This is a genomic window from Pseudomonas medicaginis, from assembly GCF_965119365.1.
GTDB lineage: Bacteria > Pseudomonadota > Gammaproteobacteria > Pseudomonadales > Pseudomonadaceae > Aquipseudomonas.
Genome location: NZ_OZ221631.1, coordinates 1,362,445 through 1,385,156 on the forward strand (window position 1 = coordinate 1,362,445; position 22,712 = coordinate 1,385,156).

Sequence of the window (22,712 nt, forward strand, 5' to 3'; positions counted from 1 at the left end):
CCATTAAGCTGAGAGTGGATTATTTAACGCAGGCTCGTAACAGACTAATCCCTACGATTATAAAAAACAACCACACAATCCAGTCGGTTCCTGAGGATCGTTTCGGAGCGCTTATAGGCCTCGGCGCAGCAGTTGGCACTTTAGGAGTAGCAGCGGTCGGACGAATCGCTTGGGACGTCTGAGCTTGCATCCGTTCAAGTAGTTGCCGATTGGAACTTTTCGGAGGAGCAATATTCGGTGGAGGGCTCTGAGTTGGGAGCGTTGAAGTGCCTCGGCCCTTTCCCATAGTTGAAAGAATGTCAGAGTTTCGACTAAGAACAGGGTTGGCAGCGAGCGGTGAGCCGAGGCTGCGAAGTCGGAATTGAGCTTCTTGCTCTGGCAACTGCTGTATCTGCCCAGGCGCGGTAATAGTTATTGAAAGGTGTGTATAGCTAACCGCTTTGGCTTGGCCTTTATAAGGAGGATCGACCAGTCCTGTTATTGATAACCAGCGTCCTAGCCAAGACTTGTCAGGTATGTTAGATCCGATTGCCTTCATGCCGTCGGACCAGATGGATAGTTTTACAGCTTGTCCACGCCAGTCAGAAAAATTCACAAATATGTATGGTTTTTTATTAGCTCCCCATCCAGTTCTAATAGAATGGATTTGTCCAATAAGCTCGATGCGGCTGCCTACTTGAGCAAGCACTTGAGCATATTTTTTGGCGTCGCAGACTGGGTAGGCACCCTGATATCCCACAGTGGACGGTATTGTCTTTTGTTTGAATATAATCTCCCCGCCGATAACTCCTTTGTCCTGAAGAAAGTTCGCAAGCGTCGGAACACTTTGAAATTCTCCTATGACCACTTTGGCTAGGTTTTTAGCGTGATTTGCCACGCCAGAAAGCTTTAGAACCTCCCCGAAAATTATTGAAGATCCAGGGTCGAGAAAGTCATTTCGCCGAAACACTACTGCGCTGGGTTCTGAGCGAGAGACATTCCACAGCGAAGGAGAAATTGTTAGTGCGTGAAGGGCAACATCTAAGGTGAGGAAAGAGAAGCGATCGAGTTTTTCATTGAAGTCTTTTGCGGTTCGCTTCGGATGCTGGAAGTTGACCTGGCCTAACTCGGTCGCAATAGCCCCTTTGAACCCTTCAACGAACATTCCATCATAATCGATCAGCTGTACTGTTCCACCGTCTACACTCACCATAACGTTTTCGGGCTGAATATCACCATGAGCAATTTGATTTTGTTCAAGGAATCCTGCTAGCTTGGCGAGAGCTTGTCGTAAACGTTGAAGCGCTTGAGTATTTTGATGCTCGCTTTCTAAGAACTCAGCTAGAGTGCGCCCTTGGGCCCATGCCATTTTAACTATGGGGTACATCGATCCTTGTATACGAATTCCATTTGGGATGAAATCGAAAGGCAAAAAATAGGGGCTTGCGAGTTGCTTGATTCGTGCGGAAATTGCTCTATAGCGTTGCTCAAGCTCCCGCGACTCTTTGTGAAAACAACGTAGTGCGAACCGCTTACCCGATACGTCAACGGTATATGTCAACGCAAAACCGCCGCACAAAGCCAAGGGAAGGCCCAATCCGGAGGTCTTTAATCGTCCATGTTTCAACTCGGCGTCTTGCAGTACCAATTGCGGGGACTGCAAGGCTTCGTTGTATTGTTCTAAGGTCGGGTATGCCATGGTTTACGTCAGATGGTGGGGATAGCAATAATCAAGGTAGTGTCATCTCTACGCATTGCACCGGAAGCTCGCTCAGTCTCTACTAACTCAAGAAAAGCCTCTTGATCCCTGATTTCGCTAAGCCGCTTAAAGGCGTTCGAGTCGCCTTGCTCTTGGTGGTGCAGTAGCCATGCGCCTAGCGCATCGGTCATGCACAGAAGCAAGCATGTATCTTGCTGGTCATAATGCCACTCTCTTCGAGTCCAAGGCCCTTGGTTGCTGATAATCACTTCAACGTTCAGTTCTCTGCGAGTGGCTAATAGAGTTGGCTTTTCACCGAACTGATGAGCATGGACATAAGGAGCTGTTTCAATTTCGCCATTGCTTTTGCACCAAGCGACAAGGCTATCGCCTAAAATCGTGACTGTTACCGTTTTTCGATTGGAATCATTCTGTGCCGTCACCAGCGTGGCAAAACTGCCACGCTCGTACGCAGCCGCTTTGGACCAAGATAATGTTTGAGGATCGTGAAGCCGTCCATAAGCCTCAATACACAAGTTAAGCTGCTCGTCCGACGGCTCAGAATCTAAAAATTGATCCGCCACTAGGTTCGCCCAGCTATTGGCATCGAAGGACTCGGAGGCGCCATCTGATAGCACTACACGCTCTCTATCCTGAGCAATACGGTAAGCATCCTCGTTGTCATGTGGCGCATCGAGGTGCTTGGCTACTGTCCCATCGAAAAGAATTCGAAATGTCATAGTCAACGCAACTGGGCAGCCCGAGTGCCAATATCAAAGAAATCGACAATTTCGGCGATGTCGCCGTTAAAAACAAAACCCCGAGACTCCATCGTCGCGTTGATACCTTTCTCTTCTGCAACTCTATGGAGATGCACGGGCAGGGGGCTGGACATACGGAACAACAATTTTGCGTAGCCATCACTCAAACCTACGTCAGAAGCAGGAAATTTTACTGGGTCTCCGCCACTAGTACTCACGTGGAGGTTGAATAACAGAACATTCCCATCGCTGGTGCTGATTTGTTGGAGCTGCTGAGCCAGACTTTCGGGACTTCCATCAGTCGATTCACCATCAGTGACATGCAAAACTGTCGGGGGGTAGCTGTCCGGATGTGTATCACACCAAGTAACTAACTGCTCCGCCGCGGTTGTAATGGCGTTGCACATCGGAGTGCCCCCACCTGCTTTAGGCTCGAACCAAACCGGGAACTTAATAGACTGCTCTACCAAGCCGCCTGCGCCATCATCAACCCGTTTGACCCGGTCTTCAACGCGCAAAGGATGGGCTTCAATCTGAGAGATCGGGTGCAAAATTGTTCCCGAAAGCGCCCCCGACAACCCGTTCTCAGCAATAGCGCCGGAGTAACCCAAAACACCAATCTCGAAATAATCCCGAGTGCCCTCGGACTTCGTGCAGCGGGTAATCAACGTGGCAAAAGTACGATTTAGAACATCCGCTACGAATTGGGCTTTCGACTTCCCATTTGCCATGGTGTCTTGCATCGATCCGGACTGGTCGACCAAGAATAGGAATGCAGTTGGACTGGTACGGCTAATTTCGGCACTGTAACTCATAGAACCCTCATTGGTGATCGACTCTCCAGAGCTCGATCATATAGCATTTTGAAATCATTCTGGAATCACAATTTCCTGAAATTTGGATGCGGGAGGGGAAATGAGTCGCCTAGGGTTTTGTAGGTAAGCTGAATATCTCTATCGGTTGGTAGAATCGATTTTGTAGGAGTTTTTGACCAGCATCGGTTATTAGGCTCCCGCCTTAGATATCGTTTGTAGTGGTCAACTAAGCCCGGACACGACGTTAAGTTTTTTCTCGGCCTGAGCCGGTGGCAGCCCACCATTAAATTGGTGCGGTCGAATCCAGTTGTACCGGTGCATCAAAAAATGGCTGATATCCCGCTGAGCTTGTTGGACCGTCGTGTAGCCCATGGTCGGTATCCACTCGGTTTTCAGGCTCCTGAACACCCGCTCCATCGGCGCATTATCCCAACAATTTCCTCGCCGACTCATGCTCTGACGCATGCGATATCGCCAAAGGCGCTGGCGAAAACTCCGGCTTCCATATTGCGAGCCCTGGTCGGAGTGGAACAGCAAACCTTGAGGCTTCCCTCGTTGCTCGTAAGCCATGTCCAAGGCCTTGATGACCAAGTCCGCATCCGGTTTTCCCGACAACGCCCAACCCACAACACGGCGGGCAAAAAGATCTAGCACAACCGCCAGATACTGCCATTTTCCTTGAGCCCAGATGTAAGTGATATCGCCACACCAGACGTGGTCAGGAGCGGGCACATCAAACTCCCGGTTCAAAATATTAGGAATGTCGGGCCGCTCGACCGTTGCCTTTTTGTAAGCATGCGATCCAGGTTGCTTGCTGACCAACTCCAACTCGCGCATCAGGCTGCGCACCTTGAATCGCCCGATCTGCTCGCCGTCGTCCTGCATCATGGCCATGATGCTACGGCTACCGGGAGCACTCCGGCCTTGGGTGAACAACTCGTTCACCTGACTGCGCAGTCGAAGGCGTTCTACATCCGGTGTGCGGCGCCTGAGACGCCGAGCGTAGTAGCACGAGCGGGTCACTTCAAACACCTTGCACAGCCAATCAACCGGCTCGTGGGTGCTCAACTGGTCAATCAGCGCGAACGCTCGAGATCTTCCGACATCAAGAGCGCGGTAGCCTTTTTTAAGATCGACTTTTCCCGCTCAAGGCGAGCAATTCGGGCTTCCAGCTCTTGGATTTTCTGCTGCTCCGGAGTCAGCGCTTTGCTCTGCGGGGTGACGCCCGTGCGTTCTTGCTGCACCTGGTCGACCCATCGGCGCAAAGCCGACTCGCCGACACCAAGCGAGCGGCTGGCCTCAATGAAGCTGTAATTCTGCTTGAGAACGAGGTCGGCAGCCTCGCGTTTGAATTCAGGGGAAAAGGTACGGCGTTGTTTGGTCATCTGACACCTCGTTCTGGCGAGCATTCTCGCCTAAATGGGTGTCCGGTTTCATTAGACCACTACAGTTTGACGTTTCAAGGCGTGCTGCATGCCGTCCGTCCAGGCTTATCGTTAGCAGGTAGGAGTAGGGGGGCTGACCATATCGCGTGAGAAATGGCTCCGTGTGTCAAGCGAAATTCTTTCGTTGCCATCTCAATGGGTTACTCCGATCCCTGTTGTCCGAGATGTTTGCTTGTTGGCTTGCTTGATGTATGAGGCGTTGATGCGATATGAGGATCAGGAAGTCACAAAAATTTTTGTTATTTCAAATGCTTGCCCACCATGAGTTCTATTTCAACTTCTGGCGCTTATGTCACAACCTCGCTATTCACTGAATATCTTTTAGATAATCTCTAAGGGCGATTAGTGGAGCCGCAAACTGCTCCATAGTCCGTATAGCGCTGGACTCTACCGCCAAGCGCTGCAGTTCGCGACCTAGAACCGTATCGGGGCCTCCAGCCGCCTCCAATGCCAACACCAAACACCGCTCCAACTTGGCCTGAATCCCTCGAACATCCCCCCGCCGCACCAACAACCCAAACACCTCCCGATCACACCCGCCCATCAACGGATCATCCCGCAGGATCGGGCTGTGGCCTTCCGTCTCATAAGCCAGTTTCAGCGAGTAAAGAGCGACCGTTTCCAGCAGCAATTCCATGGAAGTCCTTAGTGACTGGGTGAGGGGGATGTGGTGAGACTGGGTTGATGGCTCATGTCTTGGGAAGCGGGTTGGGACCGACCTTGGGGATGCTGGGGGCGTGGGTATTTGGGGGCCGCTTCGCGCCCCAGCGGGGATAAATCCCCTCGCCACAAAGGGGGTGATTAGCCATGACCCAAGCAGACCCAAGCCAATCATCGGGGATTGGCTTGGGTCATCGCCAATCACTTTTCTGCAGACGAAAAAAAAGACCTTGAATTTCAAGGTCTTTTTTTAAGATGGTGCCCCGAGAAAAAAGGGGAAGGTTTATTTTCTATGGCTATGGTTGAGCCGGTCCGTCTCCTTTGTTACCAACCCCGCCCAGTGCAACTACACCCCCCCAGGCCGATCCCTAAACGCAGAACTCTTCGCAAACACCTCAGCAATAAAGTCCATAAAAACAACAGCCCTCCTGGGAAGAAGCCGGTCGGCAACGTAGATGATCTGAACAGGAACGGCCGGCGCTGCGTGCTCCCTCAGCAATACCCGCAGATTGCCATTTTTCAGCCCCTCCTCGTAAAGCCATTCGGGCCCCTGTGCGATCCCCAGCCCCGCGTTTACGCACTCGCGTATGGCCTCAGGTGAACTGACCCGGAGTCTGCCGGAGACGGGAACATCGATATCCCGGAAGCGCCAGGTGGTGCCTGTCGACAGCAAGGTATAGATCAGGCACTCGTGCGTTCTCAGGTCATTGGGGATCGTGGGGCTTCCGTGTTTGGCCAGGTACTCGTTGCTGGCGACGCACACGCGCTCGAACCAGCCCAGGGGCCGGGCGCGCATTGCGCTGTCTTCCAGGTGCCCGATGCGAATCGCCAGTTCAGCCCCTTCGTCGACCAGATTCACGTACCGATCACTGATCTGCAGGTCGAGCGTCAACTCGGGATAGCGAGCCAGGAAGCGGGCTACATGGGGCACCACGAATGCGTGGGCTAGCGCGGTCGGGCAGGCGACTCGCAACAAGCCGGACGGGGTGATGTTTTCCCTGAGGGACGATTCCGATTCTTCCACGGCGTCGAGAATACGCCGGACATCTGCGTAGTAGCGTTCTCCCTCGGGGGTGAGGGCAAGCTTGCGTGTGGACCGGTGAAGCAGCCTGGTTTGCAGATGATCTTCCAGCGCCGCCACATAGCGGCTGACGTTGGGTTGCCCCAGCCTCAGGTCACGCCCCGCAGCCGAGAAGCTTCCTGTCTCGACAGCGCGAACAAAGCAGGTCATCAGCAGCAGTCGATCCATCCAGGCCTCTCATTCATGCAATTTCAGCATGAAATGTATTCGAATAGACCATCTTATCAATGCGCAGGTATGAATACATAGTTTCCCTCAGGCAGGTCAGTCCATCGGCTGACCGTGAAAAACCGAAAAGGAAACTGACATGTCCCGATTGCAAGGCAAGCGCACTCTCATCACCGGCGGCACCAGTGGCATTGGCCTGGAAACGGCCAAGCAGTTCCTCGCCGAAGGTGCCCGCGTGATCGTTACCGGCGTCAATCCGGAGTCCATCACAAAGGCCCAGGCGGAACTGGGAAGCGAAGTATTGGTACTGCGTGCTGACTCAGCCAGCATCGATGCGCAGAAGGAGCTGGCGCAGGCCGTTCAGGCTCACTATGGCCAACTCGATGTTGCCTTTCTCAATGCAGGCGTATCCGTTTGGCTGCCGATCGAAGAGTGGACGGAAGAAATGTTTGATCGCTCTTTCGACATTAACGTCAAGGGGCCGTACTTCCTGATCCAGGCATTGCTACCGGTCTTCGCAAACCCTGCGTCGGTGGTGCTCAATACTTCGGTGAGTGCGCACCTCGGTGACGCGCGTTCATCGGTTTATGGCGCGACCAAGGCCGCATTCCTGAACATGTCGAAGACGCTTTCCAGCGAACTTCTCCCGCGTGGTATTCGCGTCAATGCGGTCAGCCCCGGCCCGATCGATACGCCGCTTTACGACAAACTCGGTATCCCCGATGCCTACCGTGAACAGGTCAACCAGGATATCGCCGCGACCATTCCATTCGGCCGGTTCGGTACGCCCGAGGAAGTGGCCAAGGCCGTGTTGTACCTGGCGTCGGACGAGTCGCGGTGGACGGTTGGCTCGGAACTCATCGTCGACGGTGGTCGTTCGCTCTAGTTGCCAACGCTTCCTGCCTTTTATGGAAAGCTGAATGCAACTCAGGCTTTCTCATCGGCGTGGCTTTCATACGGCCCGTCCTCTTTCGGGCGGCGGGCTTCTATTTTTTCGATGGGCCTATTCCAATGCCACCATTCACACTTGTCAGCCATCCTTTGTGCCCATTCGTTCAGCGGGTGGCCATCGTGCTACTGGAAAAGGGCCTTGCCTTTGAACGTATTGATGTAGATCTTCGCGACAGACCAGACTGGTTCTTGGCGATATCCCCAGCCGGTAAGGTTCCACTGCTCAAGCTTCCTGCCAGTAATGAAGGCGAATCCGTTCTATTCGAGAGCGTCGCCATCTGTGAATACCTGGAGGAGACCTACCCGGAACCCGCGTTGCATCCATCAAGTGCGTGGGGCCGGGCCCAACACCGTGCATGGGTCGAATTCGCCTCTGCTGCATTGGCGGACGCATGGGGATTTTTGAACGCCACCGACCAGCAGACAGCCCTTGGCAAATCTGCTGCGTTGAGAGCCAAGCTCGAACGATTCAACGGTGAAATATCCGGCGGACCTTATTTCGCCGGCGAGAGGTTCAGCCTGGTCGATATCGCCATGGCTCCCGTCTTTCGTTACTTCGACATATTGGATTTCGAGCCCGAACATCAGTTGTTCGAAGGATTGCATCGGGTGGCTGACTGGCGTCGCGCGCTGGCCGGCCGTCCCAGCATTCAGGCGGCCGTTGCAGAGGACTATGCCATCCGGTTCCGCAAGCACTTACAGGAGCAGAGGGCACTCTTGGCTATTGTGACGCAAGCCTGAAAAATGCCGATGCGCAGGGGATGCGGGAGGGGGCGGAGCGTCGCTGGATGCATCCTCACGCTGAGCGTGGGAATGATGTTCCTTTTATAGAATATCTTTCAGATAGTCCTTAAGACCAAAAAGGGGGCGGATTTATTTTCTTTTGCTAGCAATGGGTCGACATCTTCCCCCTTACTTTTATCCCGAAATGACAGCCGTTACGGACCCTCTAACCGCAGCGATCCAACCCCGCCCACACTAGCCACAACCCCAATTCACGCTTACCATCTCACTACTCGTATTACCGCGGCTGCTGAACCCGGTACTCACGAGGAAACAACCATGGAAAGAACCCGTAGCTGGAGACGCGCCCAATCCCGCAAGAGCAATGGGCGCGAAGCGATTAGCCCGCAGGACTCCAAACCAGAAAAAAACTGGAAGCTGATCTACACCCGTGCCGACAAGTTGCACCGGGCGCGTCAGCTCGGTATGAGCTATCCCATCCGTACCACCCGCCAACTGTTGGATCAAGAGTGATTAATCTCCTGTTCGTTTGCAGTCGTAACCAATGGCGCAGCCCTACCGGGGAGGCGATCTGGCGCCGACGTCCTGGCTTCAGCACTCGTTCGGCGGGCACCAGCCCGAACGCACGCAAACCTATCGGCCCAGCGGATATCCGTTGGGCCGATGTCATTTTTGTCATGGAGCGTAAGCACGAGCATCGTCTACGGGCGGAGTACGCTCGGCTGCTTGAGCACAAGCGGTTGCATGTTCTGGATATTCCCGATGACTATCGTTTCATGGATCCTGAGCTGGTGGACGTGCTTGAAAGTGAAGTGACGTTCTACCTAACTCCGTAGGTTCGATTGAAGCGCCACTTCCTTACAACTGAGCGTTGGATTTGCTTGTCCCGTTCTTAGAGGGGATGTTGAAACAGGCACGTTCTGCTTTCGTTAGTTTTCAGTGGCGGGCGTGTAGGTGACCGTACGGATGCACAGCTTCTTTCGTCGTCCAGAGGACGGGGGGAGGTAAGGGCTTTCATTCGTGGCGAAGCTGGTTTGACTTTGGAAGCGGCCGTAGTCAGGCACTCATCATAGTATGTTGGCAAGCGTTTCAGAGACAGATTGGCATATCGGGCCGGGCATAATAATAGGATGTCGCCAAAGCGGTATTGCTTGAAGGCTTGAATCGTATAGAACTTTTCGTCATTAGCGATAGGCGATGTCTCCCACAGCTTTGAATCGAAGGTTGCGAATGGATAATCAGCTTTATCTACCAAATACGGTAGAGGGCGGCTGTCCCGAAGCCTCATTAGGTTTCCAGCGGCGAACGCCCAAAGGTCGAGGACCGGTGGCAATAAGAAGGTGGTTAGGATAAATACCAATCCTAGTGCCCCGGTGGCTTTAAGCAATCGATTTGTCGTGGTCCCCTGTAGTGTATAAAAGGCCATAACCGGGAACATTGAAATTAACATGAAGGCCAAGCAATATCCGATAACCACCGTCGCTTCCAAGCCAGGCTCGGCTCCTCGCCAAGCCCCAAGCGCAAGCTGTGCTGGAAAAACTCCTGTCATTGCAGTAAATCCTAGGAAAGCTCCAGCTGCCAAAACTTTTGTAACACCGGCAAAAAAGCGCTTCCAAGGCTTGATTGGTCCGAATCCAAGACTTACAAACCGAATCCTTTTTTCTTGGTTGCCCACAAGTACCCATGCTGCTAGCGCTGTTGACGAAGTGACGACTAATAGAAAAACTTTCCACGGTTCGAAGATGATATCGAATGCAGAGGCCAACAGCATTCCTGCTAGCAGAGCGAAACCTAATAAAACAATAGGCACGAAACGTCTGGCCAGAATTATTTCATTCTCGCGGCTGGATGTGACTATGCTCATGCAAAGTGAAAAACTAAGCGAGGGAATGACTGTTAGCAGCAATATAATTAGTAGTCCAAACACTACGAAAATTAGCCAGACCAAAAGATTGGGTATGCTTCCGATGGACTCAAGCAGTAGCTCGGGGTGGCCGATAACCCACAAATATTTGCAAAGTAGGAGAATTGAAAATAGCGTGGCAGCGGGTACTAACCACCATTTGCCTTCATTTAGAACTTTAAGTGCATAATCTTTAAGCTTTGATTCGCTGTTAGATATTGCTGTGGTGTCGGATGTGCTCATGCTTAATTCCTTTAATCATGATGTTTAAGGGGGGTATATCGACTTAAGTGTTAGGTTTTATTCGCTCTTGCTCAACTTGATCGGTCATTGGATTTCCTTCAAATAATCCCGAAGCGCCACGAGCGGGGCCTTCAGCTCCTCCATCATTGGCGCAGCCCTGAAATCCTCTGCCAACCGTTGCAACTCCAGCCCCAGGACGGTCTTCTCGCCCCCAACTGCCTCCAGAGCCCGCCCCAAACACTGCTCTAGCGTCGCATGAATCCCAGCTAAATCCCCACGCCGCACCAGCAACCCAAAAACCTCCCGATCACAACCGCCCATCAACGGATCATCCCGCAGGATCGGGCTGTGGCCTTCCGTCTCATAAGCCAGCTTCAGCGAGTAAAGAGCGACCGTTTCCAGCAGCAATTCCATGGGGGTGAAGTCCTTAGTGACTGGGTGAGGGGGATGTGGTGAGACTGGGTTGATGGCTCATGTCTTGGGAAGCGGATTGGGGCCGACCTTGGGGATGCTGGGGTCGTGGGTATTTGGGGGCCGCTTCGCGCCCCAGCGGGGATAAATCCCCTCGCCACAAAGGGAGTGATTAGCCATGACCCAAGCAGACCCAAGCCAATCATCGGGATTGGTTTGGGTCATCGCCAATCACTTTCCTGCAGACGAAAAAAAAGACCTTGAATTTCAAGGTCTTTCTTTAAGATGGTGCCCCGAGGGAGACTCGAATAATAGCATAACTGTATAATTAACATAGTTTTTTGCATGTGTACACTTCCACGTTGTACCGTGAAGTGTACATCCTACCTGCCTCCAGTAAGGACTGGTGTGGATGGAAGCTTGATTGGATTTCTCCATCCAATTTCCGACGAGCTGTGAATGATATCTACAAAAAACTGGTTACGGATAGACTCCCAGGTCTACCAAAAAATGCCGAACCGACACATGGCGAACTTTCGCGATTAGTCGGGCGTCATGAGTACAGCAAGCGTTATCTTGATGAACTCCTCGTTTCGATCGATCGTGTCCAGGGCGCCCCGAACATTGTCGGCGACGTCCGCCGATCCGCGCATCTCTACCCAGTTCGAAAGCTCCATGATGGCGGCCTCCAGGGCGAGCTGGTTTTCGTTGATCTTAAATAGCAGGGAAGGGAGTAAGTCTGAGTTTGGCATTGTGCAATCCTCCGTGAAATTTTCAGCGTAGCAGGGGGATTACTGACCTCGGTAGGGAGTTGCGCATGGTCGGAAGGACGCCGGGAGGATGGTGCATCCACAGTCGATTGCTGCCAGTCACGAAGGGCCGCAGTCGACCGATTCTGTTGAAAAAGTCGGATTTTCAGCTGGCCCAAACTCAGGCACGACCACCACCGGAGAACCTACTCACCACATTGAGTGGTTTTTCGGCCCTTCGGTGACCTTTGCTGCTCTGCTATTGGGTTAATTTGAGGTTTTTTGCTTGGTGCAGGCGCACCTATCCCGTGACTGGTGGCCCTTGAGATGAAAATTTGGCCAGCCGTCGCAGGTTCTGCACCGCTGCGGCCAGCGTGAACTCATCCGTCGCGCCACTCATGCCACGTAGCCGCAGGCGATCCAATTTCAGGATGCGTTTGAGGTGGGCAAACAACATTTCGACCTTTTTACGTTCGTGGCGAGAGCGCTGATATGCCGGCGTTGCTGCAATGCGCCGAGCCACATCGCGAGCGGCTTCATGGACGCTGCGAGCGATCTTGCGAATCGAAGTGTTCGGGCAGCACTTGGCTTTCATCGGACACGTAGCGCAGTCGGTCTGCCGGGATCGGAAGATGATGGTGTTGGCTTTGGTGACGTGTGAACGCTCATTCTTGAAGGCTCGCCATTCGCTGCGCAATGGGTTGCCGGCCGGGCAGCGGTATTCCTCAGCCTCTTCATTCCAGTGGAAATCGTTGCTCGAAAAACTGTCGTTCTTGCGCTCGGTTTTGTCCCACACCGGCACATGCGGCTCGATGTCTTTTTCCTCCACCATCCAGGCCAGCATCGGCGCGGTACCGTAAGCGGTATCGCCAATGAGGCGCTCCGGCTTGATGTCGAACTGCGCTTCGACCCGATCGATCATCGTCTTGGTGCTCTCGACTTCTGCGGTTCGATGAGCCGGTGTGGGTTCCACATCCATGATCACGCCGTGCTCGGTATCGATCAGATAATTCGTGGCGTAAGCGTAGAACGCTGGGCCACCTGGAGCTGCGGTCCAGCGGGCTTGAGGATCAGTCAGCGATAGGCGCTTCGGTAGCGTTTCGGCCAGAGCCTCTTCATCGAGTGCCTCGAGATACTCACGCACGGCGCGGGTGCTCAGGGCCAGATCGCTCCAGTTGACCTGTTCATCACCCGGTACACCGCGCTGCCGGCTGGCATCCGCTTTGATGATGCTGGCGTCTACGGCAAAGCCTTCACCTTTGACCAAGCCTGCGTCCATGCAACGACGCAGCACTTCATTGAACAGCCAGCGAAAGAGATCGCTGTCCCGAAAACGGCCGTGTCGATTTTTGGAAAAGGTCGAGTGATTGGGGACTTCATCTTCAAGGCTTAACCGGCAGAACCAGCGATACGCCAGGTTCAAATGGGCCTCTTCGCACAGTCGGCGCTCTGAGCGAATGCCGTAGCAATAGCCCACGATCAGCATACGAATCATCAGTTCTGGATCAATCGACGGACGCCCAATCGGGCTGTAGAAATCGGCGAGGTAATGGCGCAGGTCGCTCAGATCGAGACATTGATCAATGCTGCGCAGAAGGTGATTGGCGGGGATGTGATCTTCAAGGTTGAACGAGTAAAACAGCCGCTCCTGCCCACTCGATAACTGTCCCATCATGCTGCGTGCTTCCCTGCTGGCCAATGCAGCGATTTTGCCGCAGGCCAGAAAGGGGAGCTACTTTTTCAACAGAATCGACCCGAAGCGGCCGGTCAGCAGTACCAATATCTTGGTTTGTTCCTGATTAATTTGTTCAATTTTTAAGCTCGGTTCTACGCCCGTACATTGAGCTTGTGGTGCGTATGGCAAAATAGTAGCGTATCAAGATTACATCGCTCTAGACTGTGCTTCTCTAGCACTCGTATGATTTTTTGACGTCAATTTAAGGAAGTGTTTTGCAGGCGAAGAAAGGAAGGTCAATGATTACGAAACCGCTGTCTGCTGAGACTGTTTCCCTAATACACCACGTTGAACTGAACGAGTCAGGGTGGTGGAAAAAAGCCTTGGGCCAGGTCGTACAAAGTGCTTTGTGGCAACTTAGCAAACCGGTGAGCTTAGGCGAACTCCAGCTGAAGCTGAGAGATGATCTTTGCACCAATGTTGTTGAGGAATTGCTTCTGGCGCAGCTGGATACTCTGTCTTCACAGGGTGCGGTCTCGGTTATAGCCAAGAAATACAAACTCACTGAAGCCAAGCGAGCAGAGCTTGCAGCGGCCAGAGAGATTGCAATAAAGGAGGCAAAAACCTGCCAAGAAGTATTTGTGGTCAACTGTACGAAGTTCTGCCCTAGGCTCGACGCGGAACACGTTTACGGTGAGTTCACAAAGTGCCTTCAGCGCACGGTCCAGGTCTCTGGTGCCAACTTGTTCCATCTCCTTGTAGATGGCCAGCTCGAACGAGACGTCGACTGGCTTGATCCGTTTCTCGCAAAGTACTCCCAAACCTGTCAGGAAGGACTACGGCATACGCTGTCCATTTTTTTTGCGCCAGCAAATGAAGCGTGTCGAAGCCATGTACTGCGCCTTATGAGGGCTCACTTCTTTGCTGAGGCTTCTCAGCTCAATGCCACCACATTGAAAGCTATTGAAGGTCAACGAAAGAAGCGCACAGTTAAAGTGGTGCTTGATACCAATTTTCTTTTCTCCATCCTGAAGCTACACGATAACCCTGGGGACGATTCGGCGCTTTCTCTGGTTGAGATCACGGAACGTACGGGTAAGAATTTTGAAATAGTGCTTTACGTCCTACCCAGTACGCTGGACGAGGCACAACGGGTTTTGACCAGTCAAATTCGAATGGTTGAACGAATACGTACATCCAGAGCTATGTCACGGTCCGCCTTGACCCAACCTCTTCCCAGCATTGCAAAGAAATTCTTTGATGCCGCTTCGAAGACGCCGGGCCTGAGTGCGGAAGTATTCTTTCGACCCTACGTAGAGGACATGCGGTCTGTTCTTGAAGGGAAGGGCATCAAAATATTGGACGCAAGCCCTGCCAGGTACAATGTCAGGCAGGATGTTATTGATGACGTTCTCACTGAGATGGGTCGTGAGGAGGTGGAGCTGCCTGAGGCCAAGCGCAAGGGTTACGAGACTCTACTTCATGACTCTGTTCTGTGGCACGCGGTCAAGGATCGGCGTTCGGAGAACGATCATTCGCCTTTCGACGTCGAATACTGGGCGGTTACTATAGATTGGCGTTTGATTAATTTTGATCGACAAAAACGCTCGGCTAAAGGTAGCGGCCTGCCTTTGGTACTTCATCCCAGTAGCCTGATCCAACTTATACAATTTTGGATCCCCAGAAGCGCTGAGCTGGATGTCGTCTTGGTCGACAGCTTGAGACTGTCTCTCTACTTTCAATCATTCGACGCTGAGGACGAAAAGGTCACCGTCAAGATTCTGGAATCCATATCCCGATTTGAGGATGTGGGAGACTTTACCGAAACGACAATAAACGTCCTGCTGACGAACCAGGCGTTACGCACTCGCCTCAGAAGCGCAAGTGCTTCGAATGAGGAAGTATTTGAACTCGTCAAGGAGGAGCTAATCGCTCTGCATAACACGGCGGTGCATGATCTCGGTGTGGTATCAGAAGATTTGAAAGCTGCCGGAAACAAGCTAGAGGAGGAAAAACAAAACCGCTTGGCTGTGGCGCGTGATCTGGAAGCCGTATCCGGTAACCTAAATGGCGTCAGCTCAGAGCTTGAGTCCGAGAGAAGGATTCGGTTGGCCACCGAGACCCAGCTGAATGAAACGGCGACCGCCGAGGGCCAAATCAGAAGAAGCTATGATCGCCTCGTCTATATTTTGAAGGTGATTGTCTGCCCTAGCGTGTTGTTTTTGATTGTTTCTATCACCGCCTATGCCCTCATTGTAAAGTACTGGAGCAACTCCATCTCTCTACCTTCGATCACTGCAATAGGGCTCGGCGTGATTCCTGTAATCGCTGCCATGCTGTGGTCGCCGCATCTGACTCACGCCAATCAAAATTTAGTTACATGGAGACCGGCTTCTCTTATCAGTAGTTTGGGCCGCAGGACGGCCACCCTTTTCACGGTGGCCATAGGTGCGATTTTCTCCGGTGCTGTGTGGGACTACTGTAAATACTTGTTCGACATCCATTAATGGAAGCGGCCCGAACCAATGAATGACATCAAATGTTCGATTTACATGCCTAGCGTGAAGTTTCTGCCCTCCACGCCGGCTGGGCGTGAGGCCATTTAGACAATCGCGCCTTTAGGAAGGTGACGGTTGATGGCTGCTTTTGGCCGATTTTTGCCTTCCGCTACCGGCTGAAATCGACCCAAAGCTGACTAGGAAGGTTGTCAGTCCCGTTCTACCTCAGGGATTCAACCGGCGGCTGTTCAGTGCCCGCCGGTACCGGCGCCGTCGGGGTGGTTTATGGAGGAGCGTGCGCCCGACTTGCCCCAGCGCATGCTCAACGAATTGTCGCGATCAGCGATACCAGAGACCAAGGATTGATCGCGCTGCAGGCTTGTCAGGCCTATGTGAGAGAGTTGTCCGAGTGATTGCTTAATATGACAACCCATTCGAAGGCTTGTTAGCATCAGTAGGCATGGGAAACGCTGTTGCAAAACTCAATTGATCATTTTCCACCAAACCTTCTCGCAAAAAGCCTGATCGTATTTCCGCACCGTTTGATTCGTAACGGACTTCTACAAGTGCCGGCCCATTAGATCGAACTTCGTATATGTGTTGATAGTTGCTTTGTGATGAGGGGGATTTTGGTCCGCCAAGTATTGAGTTGTTAAGAAATAACTCGGGTTTTTTAAAGTGCTTGAAAGCTTCATACATTCTAGGGCGCTCGCCCTCTGCTACGATTGACTCGAAATTTTCGACGGTCCTATCTAACTCGGATAAAAATTCTAACTGGGCTATTACTAGATTGTATCCGTTGGGGAGATCATCAAGATATCGCAGTTGATAAGATTTTTGACACAACTTTAGAAAATCTACGTTGCATGCGTTATAGAGATCCTTGGAGTAATTTTTGAGAGACTCCCAGTGAGCTTTTTTTAGATGTCCATGGCTCTCATTTCCATTTACAGCCATGACTCCTTTTAAGTATTTTTCAAGTGCTGTAGATGCTAACACTGCGCCCTGAGGAAGTAAGGCGGCGTTTATCAATACGCGAGCGGCGAGATAATCTGAAAAGCCGGAGGAGTAAAAGTCTATAACTTTTTTTGCTTCATTACCCTTAAGAAGTTTTTTCAATTTTCGACCGCGTGCATCTTGCATGTATTTTTTCCAATAGTTAATTTTTGATTTCTTGGTAGTTACAGCGCGCCAGCTAACTTTCGTCTGGCCATTCTATCGGAGGGTGTGCAGTTTTTGCGAGAAAAAATCCCATCGACTTCATCGGCTCTTGGCGACCGAGATAGAAGTCTTTTCGCGACGGCGAAGCTTACACCTCGCGTAATGACGTCATCCACAACAACGATAGTGGATCGAAGGGGAGTTGAAGCCAAGCCTATCTAATTGGAGTTTCCCCCAATACAATCTTGGTAAGAGCGATTTCATGGCTGGGACGCGATCTCAGCGGCGGCCTGGACGATGACCTCCGCATACTCAACGAATTATCGGAGTCACCGGAGACGGCGACCAAGGATTGATTGCATTGCGAGCCTATCAGGCCTGCGTAATTCGGTCGACAGCATTTCGGAGGAAGGGTGACGTTGGGCCTGAATCCGGCCAATAGCTGCCGATCATGAGGGTATAATTCTAAATGAGGTGATGCCTGTAAGGTGTTTCTGAGTGTCACGCCTCTCGAAACAGCTTAGGTGTTTCCCTGCCTAGCCTTCAGTATTGTAATTATATCGGTCGGCAGAAAAGCAGCCTGCATGCTATGGTAGTTATCAAGTAGGCAACACCGCTGACGCACGTCATCAATTGTAAAATCACGATCACCTATCTCCGAAAACTTCCGCGCCATAGTACATAATGGCACTTGAGCCTGAACCCGTTATCATAATGTCCGTACCCATGTGACTGACTTGGCGCCCCCTTATGAAAGTTTCGCACCCAAGAGACGCCCAAAGCAGATAAGTAAAATGAATTTGTTTTTCACCATTATTCAAAATTGTATTATAAATACAACTGCGTTCATTTTACTGACTCGCCATGATTTTTGGTGCTTTCTTTATTTTCCTTTGAGTCTACTATTTTAATGCGCCCGAAGAAGTCAGACACAGTTGGTGCAGCTAGCGAGGAAGGTATCCCGACAGCAAAGCTAACTATAATGGCTACACTAAAATTTCTAAGTTTCTGCCACCAGCGAGATTTATATTCAGGAGCCCAAGTGTAATTCTTGCAGCTCGGGCACTTTATTTTCGCTCCAGCGCTAAGCTCGGTAATATTTAGGGTTTGATTGCAGTCAGAGTTTGGGCAGTCGATAGTTCTAATAACTTGTTGAGAAACGGAAACCCGATTGCCTTCTACATTGTCGGGGACTATAGGAGCGCCGCTCATATTGTGTCTTCCTTAACGTAGGGATGACGGAGTGTTCCGCCAGCGATAAGCCATTTTTTCAAATGATGTAAAAAGGGAAGGTGATCCTGTTCGCTCTCGAAGGTTCTCAATGAAACGATCAAAAGTAGAGTGAGTAGAAATTACTGTCGCTAAAAAGTAACGCCTTAAATAATACTCATCTGCCAAGCTGAATTCTATGGCTTGAGCAATCTCCTCAAAAAAATTAAGAAGCGTTATTGCTTTGAAATATTCTTCTTGATCTTCTTTTATGAGCTTTTCTAGCCCCGCATAGTTTAGCTCTTTCCAATTTCTATCAGAAAGCAGAACTACCCTATTGCTCTTTAGCAATTCGGGGCCATTCCAAGACTTTATAAATGACGAGGCATAAATTTTTTTCTCGCGCAGCTGCTCTTTCTTTTTTAGTGTCGATAGGTGTAAAACTCCTAATCCTATAATTAATAGGGCAAAAACTTCAATTCCATTTAGTAGCCAATCGATATTTATATACATTCCACGCCCCACTTTTTCGCCACATAAGTTGATTGTAATATTTAACGCTTGGTGCCATTTCGTAGTAGCATTTTTTAAAATCATCGCGGTGCGTTGATAGCTCAATGCTACTTCAGCTTAGCGTGCCACGCTACGGTGACTCGCGGGAGTGTCCGCTTTTGGCCGTTTTCTGACCTTCGCTTAGGGGGTGAACTGCCAGGATTTTCCTAGACGATGAGTGAGTAATTGCATGGTCAGCAAATAGTAATAGCGCGTCGATTCAGTGCGCTGGTTTAGATGGTGATTCAAAAACCATGCAAGGTGTTTTCTCTGCCAAGTCCATGGATTGTCGCATTGCCAGCGCTCAGCGATCGCTGTTTGGATAGTCTTCGCCTGACGCAGGTGGCGTTGGCGTGTGGTGTGTGACCCGGTCAAGACGCCCGCCAGGAACAGCTCCATATCGAATGCCGTGTTCATGCTCGACCACCAATGTAAGCCGATACCACGCCGATACGGCCGTGCCCCAGCTCATAGCTGATTTGTACTCGGGCCTCCTGATCGAGGTGTCGGTTGAACTGATAGCAATGGCCACCGTTGATAGGCGCGGGATGATGGGTGATTTGCTCATAACGTTCGCATGCATAGGCTGCCCGCAATTCATGGAAGCCTTTGAGGTTGTTCTTATAGAGGATGTCCCGTGCGGGGCCGACGATTCCCTGCAAGAAATCGAGGTAGCGTTCGTTCGGTGCAAGCAGGTTGCGGCTATCGTCGGGCGAGACCTTTTCGGCAAACCTCAGTGCGTCACGAATATGATCATCCTCCCTGATCCAGCGAGGTGCTGACGCGCCTGAACGGCCACCTTTGGTACCGTCCTGGATGTTGATCTTGCCGTATTGTTCGGCCTCATGTTTCAAGCGCGGAAGGTCGGCCAAAATCGCCTCGCGTAAGCGCATGCCTGTGGCTCGGGCCAGCTGCACGATGGCAGCCGCGCGCGGCAGTTGGTATTCGCAGAGCGCCTCGACGATCCGCTTCACCTGTTCACGATCCTGGCCTTGCGGGGTTGCTGTGCGGACGGTTGTGCGCTGCAGTCCTAAAGCCTTGCTCGGACTCGACACCTTCACATACTGATCACCTCTCAGCGCGGCCATGGTCCGATTCACACTGGATAATCGGTTTTGCGCAGTCGCGATAGCGAGCTCACCTTGTTCAACTTGCTGGCGCAGATACCCGGCGTAGTCCAGCAAGGTCTGCCGATCAATTTGTCGCGCATCGTTAAACCCTGGTCCATCCTCCGACCGACACCAGCGTACAAACGCCTGCCAGCGATCACTGTGCGCCTTGACCGTGCCGTAATGCCCACCGCCGAACATGTCTTTCAACGCCTGCGGCCCGGCGTAGCTCAATTGCCGGCCATAGCCAAAATTGCGCCCATCCCGTTTACCGACCAGCGCCATGATCAAACTCCTCTCGAAGTCAAAACGTTGAAGCTTTTCCCCACGTCATCCCGCCAAGAATGTTGAGTGTTATCAGGGATCAAGGCCCCTGCGACCTGTGAGGGTTGTCCACTAACGCGGGACTGTCGGCTCTTTACGACCGGGAGCTTGGGCATCTCATGATCTGGCCTCCTGAACACCGTTACCGGTGGGCGGGTGGAGGCTGCACTGGCTGACGAGACCAGTGCCGCGAGATCCTGAGTCAGGTGAAGGCAGTGAAGCGATGACCGGGGCATGCCTGACTGTCAGTCAGGTGCAGTCCATTCCGTAGGCTGCGGCACCATCATCTGCATCGCCGTTGCTGGTGACTTCGGTGTTTGTCACGCCGATTGTCACGAGGGGAAATGCCGCAAAGCCTTGTACGAGATGGGCTGCAGCAGCGGTAGGAGCGCCCGTCTCTTTCCGGAAGAAAGAGACGGGCGCAGGTTGGCGCAATGAAATGGCCAAGCGGATAGGTTGCTGCAGGGCAGCTACGAAGGGGTGTGAGTTGCCGCAGTGGGCACTCTGGTAGAAGTAGGCATCCATCACATCGCTGTGACTGTGCGAGCCGCCGGACGCTCATCGCACTTTGGGAGAACCACCACGGTGTGGCGTAGCCTTAAAGGTTCTGGCTACCTGAGTTGCTGTCAACGACAGCGCTTTGCCCGATCTTTTTTACGCCTGTGGATAATTCGGGTCAAGGCTCGAATTATCCGGAGTTCTGCGGCGGTGGGTGAAATTATCCACCGGTGGAAATCAGTGGTTTTCCACAGACAGCTGTATGGGCTTTAGATTTTTTAAGTGAGGTCCATACAAGCAGGGCGGCTTTGCAGCCCTGTTTGGATGGACCCGCGTGGAAGGCTGGGCTGTGGAGATCTCACCGACTTACCAGTGTTGGAATGCGCCACGGTAGTTTTGCAAGGCGATGATGTTGTCGTCGACCGGGTCGAATTGGTGAGGCGTCACGTGATCACTGAGTCGCCGTTGAGTCTGTCTCGATAGGCAACTTTTGGAGGTGATCATCTTTGTGTGCATGGGATGCTGTTAGAGGCGGTGCAGAAGGGCGTGCGAGGAACTGATTAACGCGAGTATCAAATTGATCGCGAAGGTTGGCTGTAATGCCTTCTTTGAGGGCGTCGAGATAGTCTGCATACCACTGCATCATGATCCGACGTTGCGGCAGGTATAGGGCTTGATTGTACTCGCCAGAGATGCCGCCCTCGACGTGAGCCAGCTGGCTTTCGACATGGTCCTTCAGCCAGCCATGTTCGCGCAGCAGCGTGCTTGCGGTATGACGAGTGCCATGGCTGACGAGTCGTCCTTTATAGCCGATCTTGGCGAACACCAGGTTGATCGTGTTTTCACTGATGACTGGCTGCTTTTCACCATTGCCTGGGAATAGATACCGACTGCGGCCAGTGCTTTGGTTCAGTTTGGTAAGCATGGCGATCAACTGATGAGGTAGAGGGCTGACGTAGTCTCTGCGCATCTTCATGCGGGCGGCCGGGATGGTCCATATCCCTTCCTCAAAATCGATTTCCTCCCATTTTGCGTAGCGAACCATGCCGGGGCGGCTCGCTGTCAGAATTGTCATCCATGATGCAATCCTCGCTGGTAGCCGGCTGGTGGTCTTGCTTAAGGCCCGGAGAAACTCAGGTAGTTCGTGTTCGTGCAGATGTGGGTAGTGTTGAGTGGGCGGTGGGGCTATCGCAATGGCATGGAGTTCGGAGGCTGGATTGTGTTCGCACAGGCCGCGTGCAATGGCTTGACTGAAAATCTGTTTCAGCCAGGTCCGGGTCTTGTCCGCAACATTGAAGGCGCCTCGTTTTTCGATGCAGGCCTGCAGTTTTGCGCAGTCGCTTCGCGTGATGAGCTCCAGTTGCTTCTCGCCGAGAGCGGGCAGTAGATCCTTATCGAGATAGTCGCGGATCTTCTTCAGCGTCGCGCTGCTGCGGCCGGAGTCCGATTTGAATTGGTACCAGTACTCCGCGGCTCGCCTGAAGGTGTTGAGCCCGGCCTCCTGCTGTCGCAGTTTGTCATCGCGGCGTTTGGCGCCGGGGTTGGTGCCTTGCTTGAGTAGGTTGCGGCATTCTGCAGCTCGTTCACGGGCTTCCTGCAAGGAGATATGCGGATACACACCCAGTGACATGCGCGCCGCCCGCCCCTGATAGGTGTACCGGAAGTGCCAATACTTGCTGCCGTTGGGTTTCACCAGCAAGGCAAGACCCGAACTATCACTCAACGTGAACGGTCTGTCGGCAGGCTTGGACGCTTTGATTTGCAAGGCGGTCAATGGCATCGCTGTACACCTCCGGTTCTCGAACTGGAATATGTACAGAAAATGTACCAAAAAGAGGCTGGCTTGCAAGAGATGGGGGTGGAACCCCAGAGACCAAAAAGCCCGCAGTTAGCGGGCTCTAGGGGTGTTACGTAGACGCTGGTAGTCGTCTATGTACTGCAAATGGTGCCCCGAGGGAGACTCGAACTCCCACTCCTTTCGAAAACGGATTTTGAATCCGCCGCGTCTACCAATTCCGCCATCAGGGCTCAATGGCGGCGAAGTATAGAGAGGTGCCTACCGTTGGTCAATCACGTT

22 protein-coding genes, 1 tRNA gene and 1 pseudogene are annotated in these 22,712 nt (G+C 52.3%); 6 read left to right on the forward strand and 18 right to left on the reverse strand.

The features are described from left to right. Nucleotides 1–19: 19 nt before the first annotated feature. From ACMTA2_RS05870 to ACMTA2_RS05895, 6 genes are all read right to left on the reverse strand, one after another. A complete protein-coding gene (locus tag ACMTA2_RS05870; protein WP_413794098.1) occupies nucleotides 20–1,678 on the reverse strand; it encodes a protein kinase family protein in 1,659 nt (552 codons plus the stop codon). A gap of 8 nt (nucleotides 1,679–1,686) precedes the next feature. Next, nucleotides 1,687–2,418 carry a hypothetical protein gene (locus ACMTA2_RS05875; protein WP_413794099.1) on the reverse strand — a complete coding sequence of 244 codons (732 nt, stop codon included), beginning with the start codon at nucleotides 2,416–2,418 and terminating at the stop codon, nucleotides 1,687–1,689. 2 nt (nucleotides 2,419–2,420) lie between these two features. Beyond that, entirely contained in the window at nucleotides 2,421–3,254 is an 834-nt protein-coding gene (locus tag ACMTA2_RS05880; RefSeq protein WP_413794100.1) for a vWA domain-containing protein, read from the reverse strand. Between the two features lie 222 nt (nucleotides 3,255–3,476). Beyond that, nucleotides 3,477–4,639 (reverse strand): IS3 family transposase gene (locus tag ACMTA2_RS05885; RefSeq protein ID WP_413792255.1). Its coding sequence is split into 2 segments (ribosomal slippage): nucleotides 3,477–4,387 and nucleotides 4,387–4,639, totalling 1,164 coding nucleotides; the frame shifts between segments, so codons are not numbered across the junction. Nucleotides 4,640–5,006: 367 nt separating this feature from the next. Beyond that, entirely contained in the window at nucleotides 5,007–5,336 is a 330-nt protein-coding gene (locus tag ACMTA2_RS05890; protein WP_413794101.1) for a hypothetical protein, read from the reverse strand. Between the two features lie 369 nt (nucleotides 5,337–5,705). Continuing rightward, nucleotides 5,706–6,608, reverse strand: coding sequence for a LysR family transcriptional regulator (locus ACMTA2_RS05895; protein ID WP_413794102.1), 903 nt, complete (start codon nucleotides 6,606–6,608; stop codon nucleotides 5,706–5,708). A 139-nt stretch (nucleotides 6,609–6,747) separates the two neighbouring features. Between ACMTA2_RS05895 and ACMTA2_RS05900 the strand changes: the two genes are divergently transcribed. From ACMTA2_RS05900 to ACMTA2_RS05915, 4 genes are all read left to right on the forward strand, one after another. Further along, nucleotides 6,748–7,494, forward strand: a complete 747-nt coding sequence (locus tag ACMTA2_RS05900; RefSeq protein ID WP_413794103.1) for an SDR family oxidoreductase — start codon at nucleotides 6,748–6,750, stop codon at nucleotides 7,492–7,494. 125 nt (nucleotides 7,495–7,619) lie between these two features. After that, nucleotides 7,620–8,300, forward strand: a complete 681-nt coding sequence (locus ACMTA2_RS05905; protein WP_413795600.1) for a glutathione S-transferase family protein — start codon at nucleotides 7,620–7,622, stop codon at nucleotides 8,298–8,300. Between the two features lie 321 nt (nucleotides 8,301–8,621). Continuing rightward, entirely contained in the window at nucleotides 8,622–8,816 is a 195-nt protein-coding gene (locus ACMTA2_RS05910; protein ID WP_413794104.1) for a hypothetical protein, read from the forward strand. Next, entirely contained in the window at nucleotides 8,813–9,139 is a 327-nt protein-coding gene (locus ACMTA2_RS05915) for a low molecular weight protein tyrosine phosphatase family protein (protein ID WP_413794105.1), read from the forward strand. The genes ACMTA2_RS05910 and ACMTA2_RS05915 overlap by 4 nt, the downstream gene beginning before the upstream one ends. Nucleotides 9,140–9,195: 56 nt before the next feature. Here ACMTA2_RS05915 and ACMTA2_RS05920 read toward each other — a convergent pair whose 3' ends face one another. From ACMTA2_RS05920 to ACMTA2_RS05935, 4 genes are all read right to left on the reverse strand, one after another. Then, nucleotides 9,196–10,449, reverse strand: coding sequence for a hypothetical protein (locus tag ACMTA2_RS05920; protein WP_413794106.1), 1,254 nt, complete (start codon nucleotides 10,447–10,449; stop codon nucleotides 9,196–9,198). A gap of 84 nt (nucleotides 10,450–10,533) precedes the next feature. Next, the gene (locus tag ACMTA2_RS05925; RefSeq protein WP_413794107.1) at nucleotides 10,534–10,863 is read right to left on the reverse strand and encodes a hypothetical protein; all 330 of its coding nucleotides are present in this window, start codon (nucleotides 10,861–10,863) and stop codon (nucleotides 10,534–10,536) included. A gap of 539 nt (nucleotides 10,864–11,402) precedes the next feature. After that, nucleotides 11,403–11,612 (reverse strand): hypothetical protein, encoded by a 210-nt coding sequence (locus tag ACMTA2_RS05930; RefSeq protein ID WP_027605401.1) that lies wholly within the window; start codon nucleotides 11,610–11,612, stop codon nucleotides 11,403–11,405. Between the two features lie 298 nt (nucleotides 11,613–11,910). Beyond that, complete coding sequence (locus ACMTA2_RS05935; protein ID WP_413794108.1) at nucleotides 11,911–13,284, reverse strand: transposase; 1,374 nt, start codon at nucleotides 13,282–13,284, stop codon at nucleotides 11,911–11,913. A 299-nt stretch (nucleotides 13,285–13,583) separates the two neighbouring features. Here ACMTA2_RS05935 and ACMTA2_RS05940 point away from each other — a divergent pair, with 299 nt between their 5' ends. Together ACMTA2_RS05940 and ACMTA2_RS05945 are read left to right on the forward strand one after the other, a co-directional pair. After that, nucleotides 13,584–15,791: a hypothetical protein gene (locus tag ACMTA2_RS05940; RefSeq protein ID WP_413794109.1), complete on the forward strand. Its 2,208-nt coding sequence runs from the start codon at nucleotides 13,584–13,586 to the stop codon at nucleotides 15,789–15,791. Nucleotides 15,792–15,985: 194 nt separating this feature from the next. Next, nucleotides 15,986–16,195, forward strand: a pseudogene (locus ACMTA2_RS05945) (lysis protein); the annotation flags it as partial. Between the two features lie 4 nt (nucleotides 16,196–16,199). On the opposite strand, the gene ACMTA2_RS05950 reads toward ACMTA2_RS05945, so the two are convergent. From ACMTA2_RS05950 to ACMTA2_RS05985, 8 genes are all read right to left on the reverse strand, one after another. Further along, a complete protein-coding gene (locus ACMTA2_RS05950) occupies nucleotides 16,200–16,925 on the reverse strand; it encodes a hypothetical protein (RefSeq protein WP_413794110.1) in 726 nt (241 codons plus the stop codon). 864 nt (nucleotides 16,926–17,789) lie between these two features. Further along, entirely contained in the window at nucleotides 17,790–18,155 is a 366-nt protein-coding gene (locus ACMTA2_RS05955) for a hypothetical protein (RefSeq protein ID WP_413794111.1), read from the reverse strand. 12 nt (nucleotides 18,156–18,167) lie between these two features. Next, on the reverse strand, nucleotides 18,168–18,770 hold the full coding sequence (locus ACMTA2_RS05960; protein WP_152668444.1) for a DUF4760 domain-containing protein: 603 nt from the start codon (nucleotides 18,768–18,770) through the stop codon (nucleotides 18,168–18,170). A gap of 75 nt (nucleotides 18,771–18,845) precedes the next feature. Next, nucleotides 18,846–19,121 (reverse strand): hypothetical protein, encoded by a 276-nt coding sequence (locus ACMTA2_RS05965; protein ID WP_039592138.1) that lies wholly within the window; start codon nucleotides 19,119–19,121, stop codon nucleotides 18,846–18,848. Then, nucleotides 19,118–20,098, reverse strand: coding sequence for an integrase domain-containing protein (locus ACMTA2_RS05970; protein WP_039592137.1), 981 nt, complete (start codon nucleotides 20,096–20,098; stop codon nucleotides 19,118–19,120). The genes ACMTA2_RS05965 and ACMTA2_RS05970 overlap by 4 nt, the downstream gene beginning before the upstream one ends. Before the next feature lie 288 nt (nucleotides 20,099–20,386). Beyond that, the gene (locus ACMTA2_RS05975; RefSeq protein WP_039592136.1) at nucleotides 20,387–20,662 is read right to left on the reverse strand and encodes a hypothetical protein; all 276 of its coding nucleotides are present in this window, start codon (nucleotides 20,660–20,662) and stop codon (nucleotides 20,387–20,389) included. Nucleotides 20,663–21,086: 424 nt separating this feature from the next. Next, entirely contained in the window at nucleotides 21,087–22,415 is a 1,329-nt protein-coding gene (locus tag ACMTA2_RS05980; protein ID WP_027605406.1) for a tyrosine-type recombinase/integrase, read from the reverse strand. 163 nt (nucleotides 22,416–22,578) lie between these two features. Further along, nucleotides 22,579–22,663: transfer RNA gene (locus ACMTA2_RS05985), tRNA-Leu, on the reverse strand. Nucleotides 22,664–22,712 lie beyond the last annotated feature (49 nt).

What these genes read in the sequence shown, in the direction of transcription:
- ACMTA2_RS05980 (WP_027605406.1), bottom strand. Translation starts at nt 22,415, where the DNA reads ATGCCATTGACCGCCTTGCAAATCAAAGCGTCCAAGCCTGCCGACAGA.
- ACMTA2_RS05880 (WP_413794100.1), bottom strand. Translation starts at nt 3,254, where the DNA reads ATGAGTTACAGTGCCGAAATTAGCCGTACCAGTCCAACTGCATTCCTA.
- ACMTA2_RS05930 (WP_027605401.1), bottom strand. Translation starts at nt 11,612, where the DNA reads ATGCCAAACTCAGACTTACTCCCTTCCCTGCTATTTAAGATCAACGAA.
- ACMTA2_RS05900 (WP_413794103.1), top strand. Translation starts at nt 6,748, where the DNA reads ATGTCCCGATTGCAAGGCAAGCGCACTCTCATCACCGGCGGCACCAGT.
- ACMTA2_RS05925 (WP_413794107.1), bottom strand. Translation starts at nt 10,863, where the DNA reads ATGGAATTGCTGCTGGAAACGGTCGCTCTTTACTCGCTGAAGCTGGCT.
- ACMTA2_RS05955 (WP_413794111.1), bottom strand. Translation starts at nt 18,155, where the DNA reads ATGAGCGGCGCTCCTATAGTCCCCGACAATGTAGAAGGCAATCGGGTT.
- ACMTA2_RS05920 (WP_413794106.1), bottom strand. Translation starts at nt 10,449, where the DNA reads ATGAGCACATCCGACACCACAGCAATATCTAACAGCGAATCAAAGCTT.
- ACMTA2_RS05905 (WP_413795600.1), top strand. Translation starts at nt 7,620, where the DNA reads ATGCCACCATTCACACTTGTCAGCCATCCTTTGTGCCCATTCGTTCAG.
- ACMTA2_RS05965 (WP_039592138.1), bottom strand. Translation starts at nt 19,121, where the DNA reads ATGAACACGGCATTCGATATGGAGCTGTTCCTGGCGGGCGTCTTGACC.
- ACMTA2_RS05875 (WP_413794099.1), bottom strand. Translation starts at nt 2,418, where the DNA reads ATGACATTTCGAATTCTTTTCGATGGGACAGTAGCCAAGCACCTCGAT.
- ACMTA2_RS05935 (WP_413794108.1), bottom strand. Translation starts at nt 13,284, where the DNA reads ATGATGGGACAGTTATCGAGTGGGCAGGAGCGGCTGTTTTACTCGTTC.
- ACMTA2_RS05940 (WP_413794109.1), top strand. Translation starts at nt 13,584, where the DNA reads ATGATTACGAAACCGCTGTCTGCTGAGACTGTTTCCCTAATACACCAC.
- ACMTA2_RS05890 (WP_413794101.1), bottom strand. Translation starts at nt 5,336, where the DNA reads ATGGAATTGCTGCTGGAAACGGTCGCTCTTTACTCGCTGAAACTGGCT.
- ACMTA2_RS05910 (WP_413794104.1), top strand. Translation starts at nt 8,622, where the DNA reads ATGGAAAGAACCCGTAGCTGGAGACGCGCCCAATCCCGCAAGAGCAAT.
- ACMTA2_RS05870 (WP_413794098.1), bottom strand. Translation starts at nt 1,678, where the DNA reads ATGGCATACCCGACCTTAGAACAATACAACGAAGCCTTGCAGTCCCCG.
- ACMTA2_RS05950 (WP_413794110.1), bottom strand. Translation starts at nt 16,925, where the DNA reads ATGCAAGATGCACGCGGTCGAAAATTGAAAAAACTTCTTAAGGGTAAT.
- ACMTA2_RS05895 (WP_413794102.1), bottom strand. Translation starts at nt 6,608, where the DNA reads ATGGATCGACTGCTGCTGATGACCTGCTTTGTTCGCGCTGTCGAGACA.
- ACMTA2_RS05975 (WP_039592136.1), bottom strand. Translation starts at nt 20,662, where the DNA reads ATGGATGCCTACTTCTACCAGAGTGCCCACTGCGGCAACTCACACCCC.
- ACMTA2_RS05970 (WP_039592137.1), bottom strand. Translation starts at nt 20,098, where the DNA reads ATGGCGCTGGTCGGTAAACGGGATGGGCGCAATTTTGGCTATGGCCGG.